General features: G+C 61.0%; 21 protein-coding genes and 1 pseudogene. 9 read left to right on the top strand and 13 right to left on the bottom strand.

Annotation, left to right across the window (positions count from 1 at the left end):
• Positions 1-71 precede the first annotated feature (71 nt).
• From CN933_RS27765 to traA, 4 genes are read right to left on the bottom strand one after another with little or no spacing between them, the layout of a single operon-like run.
• Positions 72-680: a TraH family protein gene (locus tag CN933_RS27765; RefSeq protein WP_102762961.1), complete on the bottom strand. Its 609-nt coding sequence runs from the start codon at positions 678-680 to the stop codon at positions 72-74.
• A gap of 17 nt (positions 681-697) precedes the next feature.
• Complete coding sequence (locus CN933_RS27760) at positions 698-1,861, bottom strand: conjugal transfer protein TraB (protein WP_102762960.1); 1,164 nt, start codon at positions 1,859-1,861, stop codon at positions 698-700.
• On the bottom strand, positions 1,851-2,390 hold the full coding sequence (gene traF, locus CN933_RS27755) for a conjugative transfer signal peptidase TraF (protein WP_102762959.1): 540 nt from the start codon (positions 2,388-2,390) through the stop codon (positions 1,851-1,853). The genes CN933_RS27760 and traF overlap by 11 nt, the downstream gene beginning before the upstream one ends.
• Positions 2,391-2,413: 23 nt before the next feature.
• Positions 2,414-5,725 carry a Ti-type conjugative transfer relaxase TraA gene (gene traA / locus CN933_RS27750; protein ID WP_102763055.1) on the bottom strand — a complete coding sequence of 1,104 codons (3,312 nt, stop codon included), beginning with the start codon at positions 5,723-5,725 and terminating at the stop codon, positions 2,414-2,416.
• A 254-nt stretch (positions 5,726-5,979) separates the two neighbouring features.
• Between traA and traC the strand changes: the two genes are divergently transcribed.
• The 4 genes and pseudogenes from traC to CN933_RS32600 all read left to right on the top strand — a co-directional run.
• Positions 5,980-6,276 (top strand): conjugal transfer protein TraC, encoded by a 297-nt coding sequence (traC, locus tag CN933_RS27745; protein ID WP_102763056.1) that lies wholly within the window; start codon positions 5,980-5,982, stop codon positions 6,274-6,276.
• Between the two features lie 4 nt (positions 6,277-6,280).
• Complete coding sequence (gene traD / locus CN933_RS27740) at positions 6,281-6,496, top strand: type IV conjugative transfer system coupling protein TraD (protein ID WP_102762958.1); 216 nt, start codon at positions 6,281-6,283, stop codon at positions 6,494-6,496.
• The gene (gene traG / locus CN933_RS27735; RefSeq protein ID WP_180980831.1) at positions 6,489-8,465 is read left to right on the top strand and encodes a Ti-type conjugative transfer system protein TraG; all 1,977 of its coding nucleotides are present in this window, start codon (positions 6,489-6,491) and stop codon (positions 8,463-8,465) included. The genes traD and traG overlap by 8 nt, the downstream gene beginning before the upstream one ends.
• Before the next feature lie 264 nt (positions 8,466-8,729).
• Positions 8,730-8,931, top strand: a pseudogene (locus CN933_RS32600) (thermonuclease family protein); the annotation flags it as partial.
• A gap of 114 nt (positions 8,932-9,045) precedes the next feature.
• On the opposite strand, the gene CN933_RS27725 reads toward CN933_RS32600, so the two are convergent.
• Positions 9,046-9,354, bottom strand: a complete 309-nt coding sequence (locus CN933_RS27725) for a DUF736 domain-containing protein (RefSeq protein WP_102762956.1) — start codon at positions 9,352-9,354, stop codon at positions 9,046-9,048.
• 456 nt (positions 9,355-9,810) lie between these two features.
• On the opposite strand from CN933_RS27725, the gene CN933_RS31655 reads away from it, so the two are divergent.
• Complete coding sequence (locus CN933_RS31655) at positions 9,811-9,987, top strand: hypothetical protein (protein ID WP_180980830.1); 177 nt, start codon at positions 9,811-9,813, stop codon at positions 9,985-9,987.
• 24 nt (positions 9,988-10,011) lie between these two features.
• Here the strand turns inward: CN933_RS31655 and pepT are convergent, their stop codons facing one another.
• The 7 genes from pepT to CN933_RS27685 form a co-directional block, all read right to left on the bottom strand.
• Positions 10,012-11,238, bottom strand: a complete 1,227-nt coding sequence (gene pepT, locus CN933_RS27715; RefSeq protein WP_102763054.1) for a peptidase T — start codon at positions 11,236-11,238, stop codon at positions 10,012-10,014.
• Between the two features lie 140 nt (positions 11,239-11,378).
• Entirely contained in the window at positions 11,379-12,614 is a 1,236-nt protein-coding gene (locus CN933_RS27710; RefSeq protein ID WP_102762955.1) for a CapA family protein, read from the bottom strand.
• Between the two features lie 88 nt (positions 12,615-12,702).
• Entirely contained in the window at positions 12,703-14,376 is a 1,674-nt protein-coding gene (locus tag CN933_RS27705) for a dipeptide ABC transporter ATP-binding protein (protein ID WP_102762954.1), read from the bottom strand.
• Complete coding sequence (locus CN933_RS27700; protein ID WP_102762953.1) at positions 14,373-15,248, bottom strand: ABC transporter permease; 876 nt, start codon at positions 15,246-15,248, stop codon at positions 14,373-14,375. Before CN933_RS27700 ends, CN933_RS27705 begins: the two co-directional genes overlap by 4 nt.
• Before the next feature lie 14 nt (positions 15,249-15,262).
• Positions 15,263-16,240 carry an ABC transporter permease gene (locus CN933_RS27695; protein ID WP_102762952.1) on the bottom strand — a complete coding sequence of 326 codons (978 nt, stop codon included), beginning with the start codon at positions 16,238-16,240 and terminating at the stop codon, positions 15,263-15,265.
• Between the two features lie 6 nt (positions 16,241-16,246).
• Complete coding sequence (locus CN933_RS27690; RefSeq protein ID WP_102762951.1) at positions 16,247-17,848, bottom strand: ABC transporter substrate-binding protein; 1,602 nt, start codon at positions 17,846-17,848, stop codon at positions 16,247-16,249.
• A gap of 136 nt (positions 17,849-17,984) precedes the next feature.
• Positions 17,985-18,557, bottom strand: a complete 573-nt coding sequence (locus tag CN933_RS27685) for a hypothetical protein (protein ID WP_102762950.1) — start codon at positions 18,555-18,557, stop codon at positions 17,985-17,987.
• Positions 18,558-18,683: 126 nt separating this feature from the next.
• On the opposite strand from CN933_RS27685, the gene CN933_RS27680 reads away from it, so the two are divergent.
• The 4 genes from CN933_RS27680 to CN933_RS27670 all read left to right on the top strand — a co-directional run bounded on the left by CN933_RS27680 (position 18,684) and on the right by CN933_RS27670 (position 21,977).
• The gene (locus CN933_RS27680; protein ID WP_100673662.1) at positions 18,684-18,923 is read left to right on the top strand and encodes a transcriptional regulator; all 240 of its coding nucleotides are present in this window, start codon (positions 18,684-18,686) and stop codon (positions 18,921-18,923) included.
• Positions 18,924-19,408: 485 nt separating this feature from the next.
• Positions 19,409-19,744 (top strand): PAS domain-containing protein, encoded by a 336-nt coding sequence (locus CN933_RS31650; RefSeq protein WP_180980829.1) that lies wholly within the window; start codon positions 19,409-19,411, stop codon positions 19,742-19,744.
• A complete protein-coding gene (locus CN933_RS27675) occupies positions 19,735-20,688 on the top strand; it encodes a sensor histidine kinase (protein ID WP_180980828.1) in 954 nt (317 codons plus the stop codon). Before CN933_RS31650 ends, CN933_RS27675 begins: the two co-directional genes overlap by 10 nt.
• A gap of 389 nt (positions 20,689-21,077) precedes the next feature.
• A complete protein-coding gene (locus CN933_RS27670) occupies positions 21,078-21,977 on the top strand; it encodes an MBL fold metallo-hydrolase (RefSeq protein WP_102763053.1) in 900 nt (299 codons plus the stop codon).
• A 162-nt stretch (positions 21,978-22,139) separates the two neighbouring features.
• Here CN933_RS27670 and CN933_RS27665 read toward each other — a convergent pair whose 3' ends face one another.
• A complete protein-coding gene (locus tag CN933_RS27665; RefSeq protein WP_102762949.1) occupies positions 22,140-22,322 on the bottom strand; it encodes a DUF2934 domain-containing protein in 183 nt (60 codons plus the stop codon).
• Between the last annotated feature and the right edge of the window lie 31 nt (positions 22,323-22,353).

The following is a 22,353-nucleotide window of genomic DNA, read 5'->3' as shown; positions in this document are numbered from 1 at the left end:
CGACCAATTTTAATCGCGCAGCCGTCTATATCTGACTTGGCAGCGAACGAAGGTCTCAAATTTCCAGTCGTTTATTTCCCACCGATCCGGGAAAGGTCGATTCGCATCTCCGCCGATCCAACGCTGCGGCTTTTCCCCGGACTTTCAGTGGCCGCATCCTCAGGAGAGCTGTCGGTGGCGTCCGCGTCTGAGGATGACACACTGTCTGTCGTCGCGCTCCCTCCCGGATCAGGAGCCTGAAACACACGCACGCCTTCAAATTCGCCGGTCTTCCAAGCGTAGATCGCATCGTCGAAAATCTGCGGAAAGACCTCGTCGCTGCAAGGGTTGCCGTACCACTTGGCCACAATCCGAAGCACCTTGGCGAACATCGCAGTTCCCTTGCGAAGGTTCTCGCAGGCGTCGATCAGATCGGGCTGCAGATCGGAAGCCTCCTTAACGCCGACGCCGGCCGGAAACTGCGTCAGGCCGACACGCACCACCGCTTGGCCGACATACTGGCGGACGATCGCGATGGCTTCGTCCGGCGTCGTCGCCTTCGGGGTGAGGATCAATCGGCCACCTGATTTGACGGTGACGGCAAGTGGATCATTTGCGCCCGCGGCGGTCACGAACTGCTCGACGATCGGGGGCTTCAACGAGGGGTCTGCGCATTGTTGAATCAGGGCAGCGTCGAGCATGGCGTCTCCTTTGGGTTTCACGTGTTGAAGGAAAAAACGATTGGCTTTGCAAAAAGCCGCGCCCAGGCTTGAGTGCTGGCGCGCTGGATAGCGACGATCGATGTCCCCTTGGTCCACCAGCCATTGCCGACAGCGACGATGAAGTCCGGCTCCTGCAGCAGGGACTGCAGGACGGGCCAGACGATCAGTTGCTCGTAGCAGATCAGCGGTGCGATCCGAGCGTCGGCAGCGGTCACAAGAGGGTTGGCGAAGAAATGCGCCCGCGCGCTGCCGCTCTGACCCAGCAGGGCGCGCCAAGGCTGCCACATCGAGCCCGGAACAGGCATACGTTCGCGATAGAGGATTTGAGCGCCGTCGCCTGAAATCGCGACCAGAACATTGTCGTATCCGTCCGCATCGATGATGGCGGCGCCGGCAATGACGGTGGCGTCACTTTCCTGCAGTGCTTTTACCCAAAGCCGCTCGACGGTAAGCGTCCAGAAGCCCAGAGAACTTTCGGGAAGAACAACGGTGCGGGTGCCGCCGGATGCCTGACCCTTCATCGTGGCAATCAGATCACGGTGACGCGCAATGCTGACGTCGCGACCGAGCGAAGCTCCGAACTGGAGATCGACGCCCCGCCAGCCCTCCGGTAGTTTCGGTGGGTCCCAGGTTGCGGCGGACCATGCCCAAAACCCAATGAGGACGATCGGGACAGCCGGCCACATGCGGGTAACGAGGCCCATGAGGCCGGCTGTCGTGGCAACCAGCCCCCACCATCCCCACCCTGGAAACAGCACGCCCGCGGCGGTGATCGGATGCGCCCAACCGGTGATGCCAAATGGGGGGATAGCCATGAGCGCGGCCGCCACCAGGTAGCAAATCGGACGAATGCCAGAATGCCTTGTCCAGAGGATCGCGTGGACCGCGACAAAGCTCAAAGATGCGCAGAGCCATAGAGCCAAGCCAGGCCACAGGTCGAACGCGTAAAAGGCCGCCACGCCTTGTGGCAGACCGCGTGATGCAGCGAGAAAATAGCCGGCCGAGACACACGCAGCCGTCAGCCTCTTTCGCGCAAGCGCCCAGAGGGTTGGAAACGTGCATGCGAGCGGAAGGAGAAGGACGTTCCCGCTCCAAGCAACCGTTCCGGCAATGATTGAAGCGGTAATCAACAGGACCGGCCGAACGTGCTCACAGTGCATTGGTGAGCACCGGTTGCGCCAGGCCGAGGATGCCCGCGACGGCAAGGGGTCCGAAGTAGCGGGAGTCATAGGAGCTCCTGAACGGTGAGTGCAGGAAGACGCTTTCTGCCGGCACGACGCCGCCGGAATAAGGCACCATCGGCCGACCGTCGCCGTCGCGCTGAGCCAGATCGGAGAAAGGGATCGCATGCCCGTCGATCGTGACGCCCGCACCGATTTCGACATGCTGCCCGGGAACCGCGATGACCGTCTTGATGAGCGGCGCGACCCCGCCCGGGCACGTTCCGAAGCGGAGATAGCCACGCGCTCTGGCCTCTCGCATGACAGGCGTTTGCGGAGGACAAATGAAGACGAGATCGCCTGTCGACACCACTCGATTGAGCGCCAAGATGCGCCAGAGGCCAAGGGGTTCGCTCGGTGTCAGGTTGATGCGGTAGCCGCCGATGATGGCCGCAGCAACACTGCCGGCAAGGGTGGTTGCTGCCACCAGCAAAAGCACGACGGCATTCGATCTTTGCGTAGGTCCCATCCGAGGTGCAGACACTTGCGCCGTCATTTCAAGGAGATCCCCTGGCTCTTTTTCTGGTACAGGCGTTCTGCCTGCTTCAACGCCTCGGTCGTGCGCTCATGGGCGGCCAGCTGCTGCACCGTCCGCATCGAATTCCACGCCGATTGCACTTCGGCCTTCTGCCCAACCGTCATTGCACCCGTGATCGCATTGAAGGTCTGTCCGCTGGAGTCCTTGGCAGCCAGAGGAAGGAAGGTCCGTTCGCCGAAACGCTCCGCTACAGCCTTGGCGAAACCCTCGAGCTCGGCCTTCACTTGTCTTTCGGCAAGCGCATATTCGAGACCGGCCAGCAGGTCGTTCCGGTCGATCGCATCGCGCACACGTTCGAGGGTCTCCTTTGCGTTTGCCGAGAGCGCCGGAATATCGATCGACATCTTCAGACGAACGGCGCGTTCCGCGACCTCAAACTTCCGTTCGGCTTCCGCCCGTTGGCGCAGATAGCGTTCCAGATTTCGGGCAAGAGCCGGCGCGTTGGTCAGCGCCATTGCCCGCGCCTGCTTGTCTGTGCCGCTTGCCAGTAGACCGGTCTTGCCTTTCAACGCGCCGAAGCTTTCCGGTTGGTCGCGGATCCTGCTGATGGTGGCATCCGCCACCGCTCCATCCTTCAGCAGGGCGTCGACATTGATTGCTTTAAACGCCCTTTCCGGCTGCGCATAGACGAGGTGGAAACGGGTCGAAACCTCCTCCCACTGTTTCTTCAAGCCGCGATCGGCTGCGACCTTGTCCTCGACCGCCTGGTCGACTGACTTTGCGAAGGTGGTAATGCCGGAAACCATAGGTTTTGCCTTCCTGACTGTGTCCTGGAGTGGAGATTTCACAGAGCTGATGATGAACCCGAGCTTGGCGGCAACTGCGGCAAGGCGCGCACCAAGATCGATGAGCTTTTGCTTTTGCCCGACCGTCCATTCCAGCCGATCGCGAAGGAGCGTCCGGGCCACGTTGCCGAGATTGAGGCCGCGAGCTTCGGCGAAGCAAAGGGCTTGCCGGTAAAAACTGCCTTTCTCGTAGTCGAGCGTCGTTTCCTTGGCGTGCCTGCGCGAGAGGACAGGGATCAAACCGCCGGCCTTGGCGAAGGATCGGCGGCCATAATAGACGGCCAGATCCTCACGGTGACGAGTCATGGCGACATAGGTGAGGTGCCGATCGAGCGACAGCGACGCGAGCACCTTCACCCGATCGACGGTGGCGCCCTGGCTCTTGTGGATCGTCGTGGCATAGCCATAATCGAGGTTGTTGTAGAAGCGCTGTTCGACCAGCACCTGGCGCGCATGCTCGCCATCGCCGACCTTCGCGATGATGCGGCCCGGCCCGGTCTCAACGACCTTGGCCAACATGCCATTCTTGACACCGAGTGAGCCCTCGTTCTTGAGGAACACGATCTGGTCGCCGACCGCGAAGTTGCGATCGCCATCCGCCGTCTTGAACACGATTCCTTCATCGAGAACGCCGCGTTCGATGAGCTTGATGCGCGCCATCTGGTTCAGCATGCGAACGTCCCTGCGTAAATGGGCAAGGATCAGCGACGTCTTCGCCGGATCGTAATCGCGGTCCCAGGCGGCGATGAGATTGTCGACGGCATCGGCCTTCAGATCCCACCCGACCACCTTGCCACTGGCACGATAGGCGTCGACTGCCTTGCCGACGTTGCCACGCGCCAGGTCGAGCGAGGCATCGCGCATCCATTGCTGGCGCTGGCGATAGATGGTTTCGAGTTCCGCATAGCCAATGCGAATGGAAATCGCGCGAAACGCGGCGCCTGCTTCGATCGGTTGAAGCTGTTCGGGATCGCCGATGAGAACGAGCTTGGCGCCGGCCTTCGTTACTGCTTCGACGAACAGCGCCATCTGCCGCGACGACACCATGCCGGCTTCGTCCAGGACGAAGACCGTCTTGCTATCGAGCTGGTTACGCCCCCCGTTCCAGCGCAGTTCCCAGGACGACAGCGTACGAGAGGCGATCCCGGCTTCCTTCTCCAAGCCCTCGGCCGCCTTGCCGGCGAGTGCGCCGCCGACAACCCGATAGCCGGCCGCTTCCCAGGCCTCGCGCGCCGCTTTCATCATCGTCGTCTTGCCGGCGCCGGCACGGCCGATCACGGCGGCAATCTGCTCGGATCCCGATACATGCTCGATCGCGGTTCTCTGCTCTTCCGACAGGCGCGCATGACGGGCAAAGGTCGCCGCCAGGACCGCTTCCCGCACGCCGTGCGACGAACGCTGAGAGAGCCAAATCGCGCGATTGGCCATCTCCGCTTCCAGCCGGATCATGTCGCGCGTCGTGTACTTGGCGGGCAATCTGGAACCGGTGGCAAAGTCGATCCGTTCGCGCTCAACACGCAAGGTCTCGGGGTGCAGGATGATCCGGACCATGAGGCTTTGGAAAAGGGCGGGATCGTCGATGTACCGATGCAAGATCTTGGCGACATCACGTTCGTCGAACACGCTCTTCTCACGCGTGATCAGGTCGAGGACGACTTTCGGACTCCGGTCGATCCGTCTCGCGTTCTCGGCTCTTCGCGCGTCCTGCAGTTCGACGCGCTCGAGCTCAGCCGGCTTCGAGGCCTCATCGGATTTCCGTTCGATCGCTTTGGTGCCGACACCAAGGTGGATGGTCGGTGCAAGATCGATCCCTTGCTTTTCGAAGGATCGTCCATCGACGCGAAGGTCGAGACCCGCCAGCGCCAGATGCCGGTTCTGGCAAGCAAACCATCCGTCGCGAAACGCGTTGAAATCGTCGATACCTCCAGCCCAGAGTTCATAGACGATCTTGCCTGAATCGTTGCGGATCGGATTGCCGTCCGGCCCGAGCACGGCAACCTTCTTGGCGCCGAAGCCGTCTTTAGTCAGCGGCCGCAACGTCGTCATCACATGAACGTGCGGATTGCCAGGGGCGTCGTGATAGACCCAGTCGGCCACCATGCCCTTCGATGTAATGTGGCGCTCGGCAAAATCCCGTACGAGCGCAATGTTCTGCTCGGCGGTCAGTTCGATCGGCAGTGCAATGGTGACGTCCTTGGCAAGCTGGGCATCGGAACGCTTCTCGAAATCTTCGACCTTATTCCAGAAGACTTCGGAGGCGCCCGCGACTGAACGATTCGCGACCATGAAGCGTAGCCAGTCTGGCGCGTCGGCGGGGATTACGAACTCTTCATGCAGCAGACCCTGCTTGCGGGTGTAGTCAATGGTCCTTGCTCCCCGCTCGTAGTCCATCTTGGCGCAGTGGCGATAGGCCGCCGACAGGACGGCACTGCGGCCGGAGCCACGGGCGACGACGCTGACGGAGAAATGGGGGACTGCCACGGCGAATTCTTTCCCGACTGCGAACGAAATCAATAGGTTCGTCGGGAGCGGACGTCCCCGCCAGGGCGCAAAAGCAGAGCGTCGCATCAGCGACGTATAATCGCGCCCTTGGAAGCCGCTCCTTCGGAACGGCCGGGATGATCCACCAAAGCATCGCCCTCGGCGATTGTAGGATTCACAGTAGTGCGTTCCGCACTCACTTCCCTGAAACAGGGTTCGAAAGACATGCTTTCTCACTCAGGGAGACGAACGGAATGAAGAAGCCATCCTCCAAAATCCGAGCCGAAATCGCGCAGCTGCAGGAGCAACTCAAGGCCGCTGAAACGCGTGAGGCGGAGCGCATCGGTCGGATTGCCCTCAAGGCCGGTCTCGCCGAGATCGAGGTCGACGAGACACAGCTACAGGCGGCTTTTGAGGACCTGGCGAAGCGGTTTCGGGGAGGCGAGGTTCGCACGACCGGAGGGAAAAGGGGAGCTGGCGTCGGCGAAAGCAGCGCACCGTCTGCGCAGAACGCGGCTGGCGCGGCTGCGGGCGGGACTGCTGAGGCTTAAGCGGATGGCGCGCACAACCACATCCGACGCGCGAAAGAAGGAGACGCGGGAAAAGATCGAGCTCGGCGGCCTGATCGTCAAAGCGGGTCTCCGCTACGAGAAACGCGCGCTTCTGCTTGGCGCGCTCATCGATTTGAGCCAGCGCTTGAAAAGCAACGACACCGAACGCTCGCGACTAATGGCGATCGGCGCGGAGGCCTTCGGCAATTGCGATGAATAGGATCATCCTGTTCATCGCGCCTGTCGCGCTGATGTTCCTCGTCACGATCGGATTGACCGGGATCGAACACTGGCTGTCGGGGTTTGGAAAGTCGGAGGCTGCTCGGCATACGCTCGGCCGGGCGGGCATTGCCCTGCCTTATGTCTCAGCGGCCGCCATCGGCATCGTTTTCCTGTTCGCGAGCGCCGGCGCGATCAGGATCAAGACGGCCGGATGGGGCGTCGTTGCCGGTGGTATAGCGACGATCGCTGTCGCCATCGCTCGCGAGGCGATCAGGCTGTCGACATTCGGCAACCAGGTTCCGGTCGGCAAGTCCATCCTCTCCTATGTCGATCCCTCGACGCTGATGGGAGCGGCGGCGGCAGCGATATCTGCCTGCTTCGCTCTACGTGTCGCGCTCGTCGGCAATGCGGCCTTCGCCAGCGCCGAGCCGAAGCGCATTCGCGGCAAGCGGGCGCTGCATGGCGAGGCCGACTGGATGAAAATGCAGGACGCGGAAAAACTCTTTGCTGTCTCGGGCGGCATCGTCATTGGCGAGCGCTACCGCGTCGACAGGGACAGCACAGCGGCGCGCTCGTTCCGTGCCGATGACCCGGAAACGTGGGGCGCCGGCGGCAAGTCGCCGCTGCTGTGTTTCGACGGTTCGTTCGGATCGTCGCACGGCATCGTCTTCGCCGGATCGGGCGGCTTCAAGACGACATCGGTGACGATCCCGACGGCACTCAAATGGGGTGGATCCCTTATCGTTCTCGATCCGTCGAACGAGCTGGCGCCGATGGTTTCAGCCCACAGAACGGGCTCGAACCGAGACTTGTTCGTCCTCGACCCGAAGAGGCCGGAGACTGGCTTCAATGCGCTTGATTGGATTGGGCAATTCGGCGGGACCAAGGAAGAGGACATCGCGTCCGTCGCCTCATGGATCATGAGCGACAGCGGCGGCACGCGCGGTGTGCGCGACGACTTCTTCCGTGCCTCGGCCTTGCAGTTGCTGACGGCAATGATCGCCGACGTTTGTCTCTCCGGCCATACGGAGAAAGAGAACCAGACGCTTCGCCAGGTTCGCGCCAATCTCTCCGAGCCGGAGCCGCAGTTGCGCCAACGCCTGCAGGAAATCTACGACAATTCGGAGTCGGATTTCGTCAAGGAAAATGTCGCGGCTTTTGTGAACATGACACCCGAAACGTTCTCCGGCGTCTACGCAAATGCGATCAAAGAAACCCACTGGTTGTCGTATCCGAACTATGCCGCGTTGGTTTCCGGAAAGACGTTTTCAACGGGGGATCTCGCCGAAGGAAATACGGACGTCTTCATCAACATCGATCTCAAGATCTTGGAGACGCATGCGGGCTTGGCCCGCGTCATCATCGGCTCGTTTCTCAACGGAATTTACAATCGCGATGGCTCGATGAAGGGCAGAGCACTCTTCCTTCTCGATGAGGTCGCGAGGCTTGGCTATATGCGGATCCTGGAAACTGCGCGCGATGCCGGCCGCAAGTATGGCATCACCCTTGTCATGGTCTATCAGTCGATCGGCCAAATGCGCGAAACCTATGGCGGACGCGATGCCGCCAGCAAGTGGTTCGAGAGTGCGAGTTGGATCAGTTTCGCTGCGATCAACGACCCGGAAACGGCGGACTACATCTCGCGCCGTTGCGGCATGACAACAGTCGAGATCGACCAGGTCAGCCGAAGTTCGCAGATGAAAGGATCGTCGCGGACGCGGTCGAAGCAGTTGGCCGCACGACCGTTGATCCAACCGCACGAGGTTCTTCGGATGCGAGCGGACGAGCAGATCGTATTTACGGCCGGGAACGCGCCGCTGAGATGCGGCCGCGCGATCTGGTTCAGGCGCGACGACATGAAATCCTGCGTCGGAGCGAACAGATTTCACACGCTCGGAAACCCACCCGATGCACTTCGGGTCGAGCCGGCGCGCAGCATGCCGAGCAAGGCCGATCCAGAACAATGAAGAGTATCGGAGAAATCAGCATTAGCGACGCCCAACGGGCGGGATTTCGGGAATTCTCGTCGTGCGAGGGGCGAGAAACAGCGCAGCCGCAGGAGCCGCAGCATAGCGGCCCGAAGGGGAGGCGGGACCGACTGCGCGCCGCCCCTCGCACACTATCTGAAGTCCCTTGCACGTAAGCGCAGGTGAATCCGAAGCCGAGGTAGAGGCAAACAGGAGGGGATCGAGCCGCCTGCGCACACCAAGGACCGCGATCCCTGCGCCGTGATCATCTTTGCTACGGGAGGCTGGCTTGCCCTCGGGGGCGCTGGCAACCTCTCCGGAACTGCTAACTGCGGCCAGGACACCGACACCAGACTCGCTGTCGGCCGCGTTTTTGATCTGCGGCGCCGATCGCCATGTGAACTGCGCCGTCGACGGCCATACGTTCTGGTTCGGCGGGGAGAAAATCCGCATCGCGGATATCGAGCAGACATTTCCGGTCCTGTACGGCACCAGAAGAGCCGGAAGCGGCTCGATGCCCGCTCGCGGTTTCTCAATTCGGCCGGTTGGCCCCGCCTTCCGGCGGGGCCTCGCCCGGATCTCAGTCCCGGTTGGGGCGCGACCAGATCAGTTGGTAGCCGTCCTCGCCTTCCACTCCGGTGAGGGTTGCGTAGATCGGCGCGGGGAAGCTCGGGTCGTCCAGCTTGACCGAGAGGTAGTCGCGGTCCTGCTCGGACCGCTTCTGCCAGGCTGCACCGAGCTCGACGTTGCCAGCGTAGATGCGGAAGTGCGGGCCCTTGTCGGAGGGGTTTTCGATGCGGGCGATGCGAGCCTTGACGTTGAGGGCCAGCGTGCGGATCGAGCCGTTGAAGCCGCTTTCGGTGGAGTTGAAGGTGCCGATGGTTGCCATTGTGGTGTTCCTTTCGTTGGTTTCGGACCGCGCCCTTCGCGGCCTCGATGGCTGTCGCAAGGATCGGGGACGATTGGGCCGCACCTGACAAGGCCGGAATGGAATGGAGGACGGCCGGGAGAAACTTTGTTGTTTCGGGAGGAATGAGCGCCTGAGCGCTCAGGGGAAGAAAGTTTTGCATGGCCGTTGCGGGAAGACGATCGAGGCGAAGCCGCTCTCCGATCAGACATGCCTCATCGAGCCCGAGGAGGACGTGGCCAATGCCGACGGATCACGAGGAACGCGGTGATTGCAACGTGCCACGGACTCGCCCAAGCGGAACATAGCATGTGGTCAAACCGTTGCTCTATTCCTATGTCCGGGCGCTGGTTCGGTGGCGACGGACCTGCCGGCTTGGAGTTGCCTTCAATAATCAACCCGGTATCGAGTGCTCGCAATTCGTCGCCTGGAGGATTCATGCGTCAGCAGACAAAGCCGTTTACCGTAGAAATCAAGCAATCCCGAAAGCTCAAACCGACCGACCGCAAAACCTCGATCTGGGGCAAGCTGGACCTAACGCCAGATCAGGGCACGCTCACGGATAGAGAGCAGAAAGAGGCGTCGGCCGTTGGCGGCGACAACGACCGACTCTGAGATTTAGGCCGCGACTTTCTCATCTCAGCTACTCGCCGACAGTTGGCAAATCTTGAACGCAACTTCCAACGACTTTTCGAAGGCTGGTATCGGCAGAAATTCGTAGCGCGAATGGAAGTTGTAGGCGCCGGTGAAGAAGTTCGGTGACGGTATTCCTCTGGCCGAGAGGACCGCGCCGTCGGTGCCGCCGCGCATCGGGATCACCTTCTTCTCGATCCCGAGTTTTTCCATAGCCTTGAATAGCAGAGCGACGGCACGATCGTCACGAGCGAGGCTCGTGGAGATGTTTCGATAGGTGTCGGTGACGTGGTACCGGACATTCCCGGTCGGATAGCGCGATCTCATTGCTTCCGCCACTTCGGCGATCCGACGTTTGCGCCGATTGAAGCCATCTGTATCGAAATCCCGGATCAATGCGGTCAATATTGCCTCGCTGTCGTTTGCGATGAGGTCCTTGAACCAGAAGAACCCGTCGCGACCTTCTGTGCATTCAGGCGTGTCCTCGCGGTCGAAGTGGGAGATGAAGTCCATCGCCATCAGCAGCGGATTGACGAGCGTACCCTTCGCTGACATCGGGTGCGCACTGACCCCGGTAAAGACGATCTCGCAGGATGCGGCGTTGAATGTCTCCAGGACCACCTCGCCCAGTTCGCAGCAGTCGATCGTGTAAGCAAAATCACAAGGGAAGCGGGAGAGGTCCATCGCCTTGGCGCCGCGTAATCCGATTTCCTCGTCCGGCACGAAGGCAACGAAGACGTCGCCGTGGCCCACCTGCTGATCGAGCCGGGCAAGCAGCGTCATAATGACCGCGATTGCCGCCTTATTGTCTGCGCCGAGGACACTGGTGCCGTCACCAATGATGATGTCATTCCCCTCCCACTCAAGAACTTCCGGATGTTCGGCGACCCTGAGCCAGATGTCTTCCTGGCGGTTGAGGCAAAGGTCTTTGCCTTCGAAGCGGAGGATTTGCGGGCGGACGAAGGGCGAGAGGCCGACATCGACGGTGTCGAGATGCGCGATGAAGCCGACCGGTGGGACCTCAGGCCTGTTGCCACGTTTGACTCCCGTCACGATGGCATGCTCGTCGACCAGCACGTCGTTCATGCCAATTGCGCGCATCTCGTCGGCGAGCAGGGCAGCGAGTGCTGCTTGTCCGGGCGAGGACGGCAAGGATTGGGAGCGGCCGTTGCTTTGACTCTCGATCGCGGAATAGCGAAAAAAGCGGCTGATGAGTTCTTCCCGAACTTCCATGTTGTCCATCCTCGTCCTGAAGAGATTCCCGCTCTTGTCGTCGGCGTTTTTTGGCTGAGATGGGTCGGCCCGCTCCGCTACCGCTGTCGTGGTGGACTGCGGAGTTAACCAGCAAGCCCTTTGGTACGGCGCCCTACGGGCTAAAACCTGATGACACCGACCCCGCCGGAAATCTCGACGTCGACGCCGAATCTCGTCGATTGTTCGGAAAATCGGCGCAATATCCGTTCGGCGCTTTCGCCTGCTGCTAGATGCGGCGCCAGGCGATGCTCCAGCACCCCATCAGCCAGCGCTTCATCGCCTCCGATGATGACGGGGTGAAGCGTGATCTCGATTAGGCCGTAATTATCGTCGAACGAGCAAAGGCCGATGACGCTCTCCCAGACTTCGGGTGCCGTCCAGGTCGACTTCTCAGAACGCACGTGGAAAATGAAATTCCCGAGGCTGTAGAAGATCGGCCGGCGCCGGTAGATCTCGATCGGCTGGAGGACGGGCGCACCGTGGCTCACGAACATATGAGCACCCGCATCGATGCATCGTTTGGCAACGCCACTCACCCAGTCGGGGACCTGATACCAGTCGGACGCCCAATGGTGATGGTGGAGATAGGCGATCACCAGAGATCCGTCCGCGGCCGTAGCCGCGATCGAGGCGAGATTCCTGGCAAGATCGGCCTCATCGATCTTGACGCTGCGTCCGAACCTTTCCGATCGCGTGAAGACCGCACGCGAGATGCCGATTTCGGATTCCGGGGTGAGGCGCGGCGGATCGTCCGGCTGACTGTCGTTGGTGAGATCGATAGCGGTGTACCCAACCTTGTCGCGAATAGCCCGGATTTGATCGAACGCGGTCTCGTCGACCTCGATGACCTGGGACAGCCGAAGCCGATTGACCCCCGGGCGTTCTGGGCGATTGTCCTCGGCGTCGGCCGCGTACATGAAATTCGGACCAGGGCCGCCGTCCATCGCCACGATCGCGACGCGCCGTCCACCGATCATTCCGGTGCCTGCCTGTGAGGCTTGCGCGTGGTCACGGCCGAGGCCGGCATGGAGGAAGGCTCGCTTCTCCACCTCCTCGAGTGTCGAGAGCACGCCGGATGGGCCGAGGTCGAACGCATGGTTGTTCGAAAGGGAAAGCGCGCGAAACCCGATCGCACGAAGGCTGTCGAGAACGGCTGGATCGCTGCAGCCGAAGAAGGATCCCTTAAGTGGCCACCCGCCGTGGCTCCCAAGGATGGTCCCTTCAAAGTTGGTGAACGAGAGATCCGCCTTGCGAAGGAGAGACTGAACCTCACGGAAAGCCGGGGCAGAGATGTCGCGAATATCGTGCTTGATGAGCGATTGGCCAGTCACGGCCAATGTGAACCTGTCATTCATGGAGTCACCCTCTATGGCGATACGTGCCACGTGTTTCAAGAAAATGGTGGTTCGGAGCTGGGCCCATTCGTTGAGACGCCGGCACAGCTCAGCATCTGAAGCGGTGCGGTCGGGCGTTGATGAGCGTGCGCGTGTAGGGATTGTCGGATCGTGAGAAGATGAAATCGGATGGTCCGAAATCCTCGACCCGGCCGTCCTTGAAGATGTAGACCGAACTGCACATCTCCTGGACGATGGCGAGGTCGTGGGAGATGAAGATCATCGTCATCTCGCGCTCGGCGATGGTGTCCTTCAGAAGTTGGATGATCTCGGCCTGCACCGACACGTCGAGTGCCGATGTCGGTTCGTCCGCGACGATGATCTCAGGCGCCGCGAGCAGGGCCCGCGCGATGCAGACGCGCTGCCTCTGACCGCCGGAGAGCTGGTGCGGATAGCGGGCGAGCAGGCTGCGAGCGAGCCCCAACCGATCCATCATCGCCGCTGCGTCCGTCGGTTCTTCCCCGGCGGCGAGCTTCGCGCCGAAGCGGATGCTTTCGTCGAGCGTTTCGGCGATGGTCATGCGGGGGTTCAAGGACGCGGAAGGATCCTGGAAGATCATCTGCACCCGGCCGAGAAGGCCGTTACGGCGACCGCCTATGGTAACGTCGAATTCGCTGGCACCGATCCGGATCCTGCCCGCAAGCGCCGTATCAAGGCCGGCGATGATACGGCCGAATGTCGTCTTGCCGCTTCCGCTCTCGCCGACAACGCCGGTGATCTTGCCGCGTGGCAGTTGGAGGCCAACGTCGTGCAAGCCGAACTTTGGCTTGCTTCGGCCGCAGCCCCACGCAAAACCCTGCTGCGCGAATTGTTTCGACACGCCGTCGGCGACGAGAAACATCGGCGCCTTGTCGTCTCCGATCGAGGAAACACTTCGGCGGCATCCGTCGTCCGCGCTGGTTGTCAAAGCGGTGACCCGGAGCCTCGGAACGGCGGCGAGCAGTTTGCGTGTGTACTCGTGCCTGGGCTGATCGAGAATGGTGGACGTGCGGTCCGCTTCCACCACCTGTCCTTTGCGCATCACCAGGACCCGATCGGTGATCTCGGAGATCACGCCCATGTCGTGAGTTACGAGGATGATGGAAACGCCCGTTTCGTCTACAAGGTTTCGAAGTAGTCCGAGGATCTGCTTCTGGACGGTCGCATCGAGCGCCGAGGTCGGCTCGTCGGCGATGATGATGTCGGGAGCGCCGGCAAGAGCAATCGCTATGACGATGCGCTGCCTTTGTCCTCCGGAGAACTGGTGCGGGTAGTTGCGGTATCGTCGCTCCGGCTCCGGAATTCCGACACGGGCAAGGAGATCGAGGGTGCGGGCCCGCGCCTCACGCCTGGAAAGTGAGCCATCGACCGCAAGGCAGGTTTCCTCCACCTGGGCACCGATGCTCATCAGCGGATCGAGGGAGGCGGTGTGGTCTTGGAAGATCGCTGATATCCGACGCCCTCGAAGCGCCGCGCGCTCATCGGGCGTCATGGTGTGGATCGCCTGACCATTGAACTCGATCGTCCCGGACGTCTGCTGGAGCTCGGGCGAAAGCAGGCCGAGCACGGCATTGCCGAGCGTCGACTTTCCGGCTCCCGACTCGCCGATGATGCCGAGGATCTCGCCGCGTCCGAGTTCCAGTCTCACGTCAGAGAGGATTGTCGTCAAGCCGTCTCCCGAAGCGTGGCGAAGGCTAAGGTTCTCAACCCGCAACAGGGGTGTCGTCACGTGTTCCACTGTCATAGCGAGTGGTTCCTTGGATCGAGGCTGCGTCGAACGTCTTCACCGACGAGATTGATGCTGGCGATCAGACCGAAGAGGGCGAGCCCCGGGAACAGGCTGATCCAGTATTGACCGGTGAGAAGATACTGGAACCCGTTTGCGACCGCGGAGCCGAGCGAGGGCTTGTCGATCGGAACGCCCAAACCCAGGAAGGAGAGGGTCGCCTCGAGTGCGACGGCATGGCCGACCTCGATCGGGATCAAGGTAACGGCCGGCGCGATGCTGTTCGGAAGCAAGTGGCGGAAGATGATCCGCGACGTCGGCAGCCGCATCAATCGGGTCGCATCCATGTATGGTTTGTTCGCCTCGCTCAAGGCAACGCCGCGCGCGATCCGCGCATAGGTCGCCCATTGCGCAATGATCAACGCCAGAATGATCCGGTCCACGCCCGGGCCGAGCGTGACGATGGCGATGAGCGCGATCAGGATCGTCGGCAGGCTGAGCTGCAGGTCCACGAGTCGCATGATCGCGGCATCGATCCACTTGCCGAAATATGCGGCGCTGACACCGGCCGTCAGCCCGACCAGAGCGGCGATCGCTGCGCTGGTGATCGACACCACCAGGCTGATGCGCAGGCCATAGAGGATAGTACTGACGATGTCGCGGCCGAGCCCGTCCGTCCCGAGCAGGTAGAGATAGCCGCCGCTACCGAGCGTGCCCGGCGGCGAGGACGCCTCCCATCCGTAGATCTGCAACGGATCGTAGGGATTCTGTGGTGCGATTGCCGGTGCCGCGATAGCGAGCAAAATGTAGCTCGCAAGCAGCACCTTGGACGCGGTCAGGACCGGTCCATGTGGACGCTTTCGGAGCGCCCTCAAAATTTGAGCTTTCATGACGGGGTCACCTTTCACGAAGACAGGCGCACGCGCGGATCGAGCACGGCATAGAAGAGGTCGACCAGGGCATTCAGCGCGACGAACGCGACCGAGATGAAGGTCAGTGTTGCCATCACCACCGGGCGGTCGAGGAGCTGAATGGAGTCGATCAAGAGCTTGCCGACGCCAGGCCACGAGAAGATCGACTCCACCACTACGGCAAAGGCGAGCATGCCGCCGAACTGCAGGCCGATGATCGTCACAATCGGCACGCTGATGTTCGGGAGGGTGTGCCGAAACAGAATCCTCTGCGGGGAAAGCCCTTTGGCGCGGCAAAACCGCGTGTAGTCCATGCTTTCGACTTCAATCGTTCCCGATCGTGAAAGGCGGGCGATGAGAGCGATGTTCGGTATCGCCAGCGCCAATGCGGGAAGCACGAGGTGCCACAGTCCGTCGCCGGTGAAGATACTCCATTCCTGCCCCAGAAAAGTTGCGGTCGAGCCTCTGCCACCGGATGGGAACCAGCCTGTCAGGATGGCGCCGACGAGGATCAGCATCATCGCCAGCCAGAAGGATGGAACGCTCAGTGCCGACACGCTCGCCTTCAGGACGGTCCGATCGAACAGGGTTCCGCTCCGTCGGCCAGCAACGAGGCCGAGCCCCGTTCCAAGCGGTGCCGCTATAAGCATGGCGACAGACGCGAGTTCCAGCGTCGCCGGCAACTTGGCTATAACCAGCTCGAAGGCCGGCAGATGATAGATGTAGGAGGTGCCGAAGTTTCCGCTGACCACATTGTCGATAAAGACGAGATATTGCCTCCAGATCGGTTGATCCAGTCCGAGCGCGATTGTCGCCTGCCTGATATCTTCTGGCGTGGCGGTTTCGATGTTGACCACGTTGAAGACCGGATTGCCGACGCTGTGGATGCCGATAAATCCGATCAACGACATGACGATGAGGAGCAGGAAGGCTTGCGACAGCCTTCCCAATGCAACTGAAATCATGCCCATGATCGCTTACTCCACTGCCGCAAGCGTCTGCATCGCGGTCGTCCAGCCGCGGGGATGCATCACATAAGAGCCGACCCGTGGGCCGTAACCGACGATGTGATGGAAATGGTAGAGCGGTATGATCGGCTGGTCGGCCATAACGAGTTCCGTGGCTTGCGCCAGCGCTTGGTACCGCTCCGGCCCCACCTCAATGCTCTCGGCCTTTGCGAGCATCGCGTCGAAGGCATCGTTTTGATAGTTCCCGAAGTTCAGGGCACCGGTTCCGCGCTCGCGGTTCGGCGATGCCAGCAGGGTATGGAGGATGATATCGACCGCTTCGCCGGACGTGCCGCCGTACCAGGCGGCGTAGTCGCCGGCGGCACGTTTGGTATTGAAGACCGAGAACGGAGCGGCTGATGGCTGGGCGTTTACGCCGATACGGGCCCAGCTTTGGGCGATTGCTTGAAGGCTCTCGGCGTCACCGGGGTAGCGTCCGGCGGGCCCTGCAAGAACGAGGTTGAAGCCGTTCGGAAGGCCTGCCTTCGCAAGAAGGGATTTTGCCTCGTCATAGTTGGGCGTCCCTGGCACCAAATTTGCCGAGGTGCCCGGCAGGCCATTCGGAAAGACCTGAGCCGCAGCCGTGCCATAGCCGGCGAGGATCTTGTCGACCAAAATGCCCCGGTCCGTCGCCATCGCAAGCGCACGGCGAACCAGAGGGTTCTTGAATGGATTGTCGATTGGTTCGCCCGACTTGCCCGTCACGCCCGGAAGTGTCTCCCGCGACACGTCGAATTGCACGAAGTTGACGCGCGCGGCACCCACGCTTGCAATCCTGGCGCCGCGCTCCTTCAACGAGGCGACGTCGCGTGCCGGAATGGCATCCGCCACATCAATCTCACCGGTGCTGAGCGCCGCAACGCGGCCGGCCGGGTTCTCGATGACCCGGAACGTCACATTGCGCCAGGTGGGCTTGCCGCCCCAATAGTCGTCGTTCCGTATGAGCCTCAGGCTCTCGCCGGAACTCCAGCTTTCGAACCGGTAGGGACCGGTACCGACGGAAGATTGGCCGGCGTTGAGGTCCTCCGTCGCCTCGAAGCCTCCAGCGGGCCGGTTCATCACGAAAATGGAAGAAAAGAAGAGTGGCAGATTGGGGACCGGGCCATTGGTCTCGATGAGGACGGTGAGGGGATCGGAGGCCGAGACCGACTTGATGCCGCTCACATAGGAGCGAAAGCCGCCGCTAGGCGGTTTGAGGAAGTCACGGATGCGCTCGATCGTGTAGACGACATCGTCCGCCCCGAACTTTGAGCCGTCATGAAAGCGAACGTTATCGCGGAGCTTGAACTCCCATTGCGTGTCGGACAGTGGCCGCCAGGAGGTGGCAAGGCCGGGCTTCAGCTCGAGATTCTCGTCCTGATAGACCAGCCGCTCGTAGATGTGGGAGAGCAGCGAGGTGTTCTCGTTGAGATTGGCATAGTGCGGATCGAGCGTCATCAGCTTGTAGGACGTGGCGATCCGAAGCTCCCCGGTTTCCTGTGCCTGCGCCGACGTCGACGGAGCACTCCCGAGGAAGACTGAGATCAGAAGCGCGGAAAGCAGGCGTGGACGAAATTGGCTTCCCAGTTTCATTTGAAGTTCCTTGTTTTTCGTTTTTGGTAGTGTCAGAATGCCGCGTTGGGGCAGGCCCTAACGCGTGATTTCCGGGGCGAAATGCTCGCAAAGAACGCGGAGCGAATGTCTTGTTAGCTCGCCCGTAAGCCCGGGATCACGCGTGTGGTTGGACCATCCCCGGAGACTCGGGTTGGAATTTGGGCGCCGACACGCGATTGCGTCCGCTCGCAACAGAGGCGATATCGATCTTCAGGAGGTCGGCAATGACGGAGCGGATTTGCGGCCAGGGATCTTCTTGGCTTGTGGGGGAGGGTTGCCACTTTGTAACAACTGCGTGGAGCTTGGCCGTTGCGCCCGCAATTGATTGCGCCGGTGTCCTCCACAGGGCTTCCGCCGCCTCGTCCTCCGCGACGGATGCACGATCTTCAGCTTCGAGGGCCTCGTCGTAGGCTCGCGAACCTGCGGCTTGCTCAAGCGGTGGCGGCAAAACCGCCGAAAAGAGCGCTCTTTCGAGCTGCTGCTGGCGCAAACTCGATTCGCTCAAATGCTGCCAAGCGTTGCACCATTGTTGCCAAACCGCTAGCGCGGGATCGTCGTTGCACGTTTCCGGAGGCCGCCGTTTTGTCCGAGTAAGCTCTTGATGTGTGGGTAAAGACGCCGCCACGAAGGAATGAAAATCTCCCAGGGTGACCGTGGACAAAGTTCTGCTATTGTCGGAATCAGCCATGATCCGAGCTCCCGTAAGCTTGGTTGTGGTCAGGCTGTGTTCGGTGTTGCGAGCACCGAGCACGGCCGCGTTGGAACTTTAAGTGCCACATGAACGAAAAAAGTTCAACCGGGAATACCGAAATTTATGAATGAAATAACGGGAGCTCAAATTCGCGCGGCCAGGGCGTTGGTTCGATGGACCGCTGAAGAGCTAGCAAATACAGCTAGTGTAGGTCTCTCGACGATACGACGGGCGGAGGCGGAAGATGGGCCACCAACAATTACGCCGGCGAATCTAAGGCTGATCCGAATTGCTCTTGAAAGCGCCGGTATTGAGTTCATTGCCGAAAATGGCGGCGGCGTGGGTGTTCGTTTCAAGAAGTAGCCGCCCGCTGGGCTATCCATGGTCCAACGGAGTCACCGCCCTTCGAAATCCGACCACGTCGGCAGCACGCTAGGGTCCCTTGATTAGCCAATTACTCCTGCGCTACCGGTTCTCCTTACCCGCGCCATGCACAACGTTTGTAATACCCCGACTGTGAAGATGAATGCTCGGACCGCAAGCCTCGCGAGGGGAGGTCCTTTTTCTATTGGAATAAGATCGAGAGCTGCATGTGTCCGCTGCGGCTCGGAGCCAACTAGTGGTGAAAAACTGGCGCTTAGGACCCGGCAAAGACTCTCGCTTTGAGTGGGCAGCGGAAGTGCAGCGCGCTGCACCCGATAGGCAGCTTCGCGGCCGGAAGCAGTCGCACGACTGTTTTGATCAGCGGCGAGAGCAACGCTTAACGGTCCGCCGCGAGGCATTCCGCCGGACCCTGATCTTCCCACAATTGGCTAGACTCTCGCAGAATTGGTGCCACATTATAAAGCATGATCGAGGGGAACGTCATCGGGAATGCGGAGGACGCAAGGCAGCGCTTCGGCTTGGCAGGACTTGCCGAAGCGATCGTCGAGACGCTTGACCAGCCGCTGCTGATCCTCACTTCCAATCTCACCATCGCGGACGTCAACTCCGCGTACTGCGAAACGTTCGGGGTTACGGCCGAGGAGACACGCGGCCAACCGATATACGGGCTGGGTAATGGGCAATGGGACATTCCCGAGCTGCGTCGGCTTCTGGAACAGGTCCTGCCCACGCGCACGACGGTGAAAGCCTACCGGATCGAGCACAAGTTTCCCGATTTGGGAGGCGGGTCATGGTCCTGAACGCCCGAAGAATAACCGACGATGATGGGCGGCCGGAACTGATTCTGCTCACAATCTCCGATCGAACGGAAGCCGAGCAAGCCCGTTTCGAACTCGAAGGACATCGGGAGTTCTTGGAAAAGCTGATCGACAGCGTTCGTGAAGGGCTGCTGGTGCTCGGCTGGGATCTGAGAGTCGTCAGGGCGAACCAAACCTTCTACGATCTGTTTCAAGTCTCCCCGGCCCGCACCGAAGGCCGGCTGGTGTACGAACTTGGAAACCGGCAATGGGACATTCCGAAACTGAGGGAGCTCCTGGAGGACGTTCTTCCCGACAACAATGCCTTCGATGATGTCGAGGTAGAGCACGACTTCGAAACGATCGGACGGCGCATCATGCTCCTCAATGGCCGCCGTCTCGATCATCTCGACCTGATCCTGCTGGCGATACGCGACGTCACCGAACAACGTCGAATGGAGGCGCAGCAACAGACGTTGATGGGCGAGCTGCATCACCGAGTGAAGAACGTCCTGTCGAGCGTGAACGCCCTGGCAAATCGCAGCCTCTATGAGAGCCAATCGCTTGATGAGTTTCGCGACAGCTTTGCAACGCGCCTGGGCGCCCTCTCCAGGACCCAGGACCTGCTGATGCGCGCACCTGCGCACGACGTCCTCATAGCGGACGTTCTGTGCTTGGAGTTGGAGGCCCAAGGCGGACGTGAAGGAGAAAACTTCCACCTGGAAGGGCCGGACGTCGTCATGTCGCGCGAGGCCGCGCAAGGATTCGCCATGGCCATCCATGAACTCACCACCAATGCCGTAAAGCATGGCGCCTGGGCCTCGCCCGAAGGGCGGGTGAACGTCGCGTGGACAGCGCGTGCAGGTGAGGCCGACGTAACGCATGTCTCCTTCCGCTGGCGAGAAAGTTGCGCTGGGATAAATACCGCCCCCGCTCGCAAGGGTTAGGGCTTGCGTGTTCTGGAGGGAGTGTTCAGCCATTCCCTGGATGGCACGGGCGAGTTGACGCTCCATCCCGACGGCGCGGAGTTCGCCGCGGAGTTCAAGTTGCGCGCTTAGTTTAGCCTGCTGCTGGCTTCCCGACACGAAGAGTGGCGGCCCTCGGACATAAACTGGTAAGCGATCACTGCATCGGGCAGCACCAAAATTCCATCGGCATCCACGAGCGGCAACTTTCGGGTTGTCTCTGGCGGTGCGGCAAGCGGCAATTCAACGCGACAGCTCCACTTGCTGAGAGATGGCAAGGCGTGAGCGACCCCCACCTTTCCGATACCTTCGGAACCAATCTCATCAGCGATGGTTCGACACCTCTCCAGATAGCGGAAGGAGGCAGGAACATGGCGCAGCAGATAACGCTCGATCCACATGGTCGCGCCCACAACCCGCAGAGCAGTGCGGCACGGGACGACGGCACACAGGAGCTGTGCTCCGACCTCGCCTACCGGCGTCTCGGCATTGTCAATGTCGTGTTCTTCGGAAAACCGGGCGCCGACGATCGCGAGTGGGTTCTGATCGACGCCGGCGTGATCGGAACGACCGGCCTGATTACAGGGGCCGCCGAGGAACGTTTCGGGCCAAAATCACGACCAGCGGCAATCGTGATGACCCATGGACATTTCGACCACGTCGGCGCTCTCGAGGAGCTTTCCGAACGGTGGCAGGCTCCCGTTTATGCGCACGGGCTTGAGCGACCCTATCTCGACGGCAGCGCCGCCTATCCTCCGCCGGACTCCTCGGTCGGCGGTGGCCTTATGTCGCTGCTGTCGCCGCTTTATCCACGCGGCCCCGTGGACGTAAGCCCTTGGCTTCAAACCTTGCCGGAGGATGGCAGCGTCCCGCAGATGCCTGGCTGGCGCTGGCTTCACACGCCCGGGCACACCCCTGGTCACATATCGCTCTGGAGGGAGGCAGATCGGACGATTATCGCGGGCGATGCCTTCATAACGACACGGCAGGAGTCCGTCTATGCCGTGGCGGTGCAGGAGCCGGAGATGCACGGCCCCCCGATGTACTACACGACAAATTGGAACCATGCCCGCAGCTCGGTCGAACTGCTCGCCTCGCTTGAGCCCGACAGAGTGATCACCGGTCACGGCCCTGCCATGCAGGGCGCCCAGATGCGTGACGCACTCCATCGGCTCGCATCAAATTTCGACCGTGTGGCCGTGCCTAAGGGAGGGAAATACGTGGAGAGACCCGCCGCCGAACGAAAAGGCGGTGAGTACCGGAAGCCCTGATGCTGCCACTGACGATAACGGGAGTAGCTTTGGTGAAGCCTGCCTGTCTGTGTTCTCGTGCGCATTGACGCTCGCACGGGGATCGCGGCCCGAGTTCTTTCGAAGCACCTAGTTCGCTCGGGCCAATAGCTACCCGTCTGGATTTGATGCGCCCACCTTTGCCTAGTGCGGCGACCCTGCTTTCCGGCGGTTGCGCTTTGGAAGCTCGGCCTGCTCCTCCTCCGCGATTTCCTGCGTAGCCCGGTGCCAATGGCCTTCGTGATCTCCATAAGTCCGGCCTCCGCGCTCCCAGATCTCATGGGCGCGCACACGAATACGCTCTTCCAATTCCTTGGGAGTCATCATAGTAGCCTCCTCGTTGCGGATTCCAGGATGG

This window comes from Sinorhizobium sp. M4_45 (assembly GCF_002885915.1).
GTDB lineage: Bacteria > Pseudomonadota > Alphaproteobacteria > Rhizobiales > Rhizobiaceae > Sinorhizobium > Sinorhizobium meliloti_A.
This window is presented reverse-complemented; position numbering and strand designations above follow the sequence as displayed.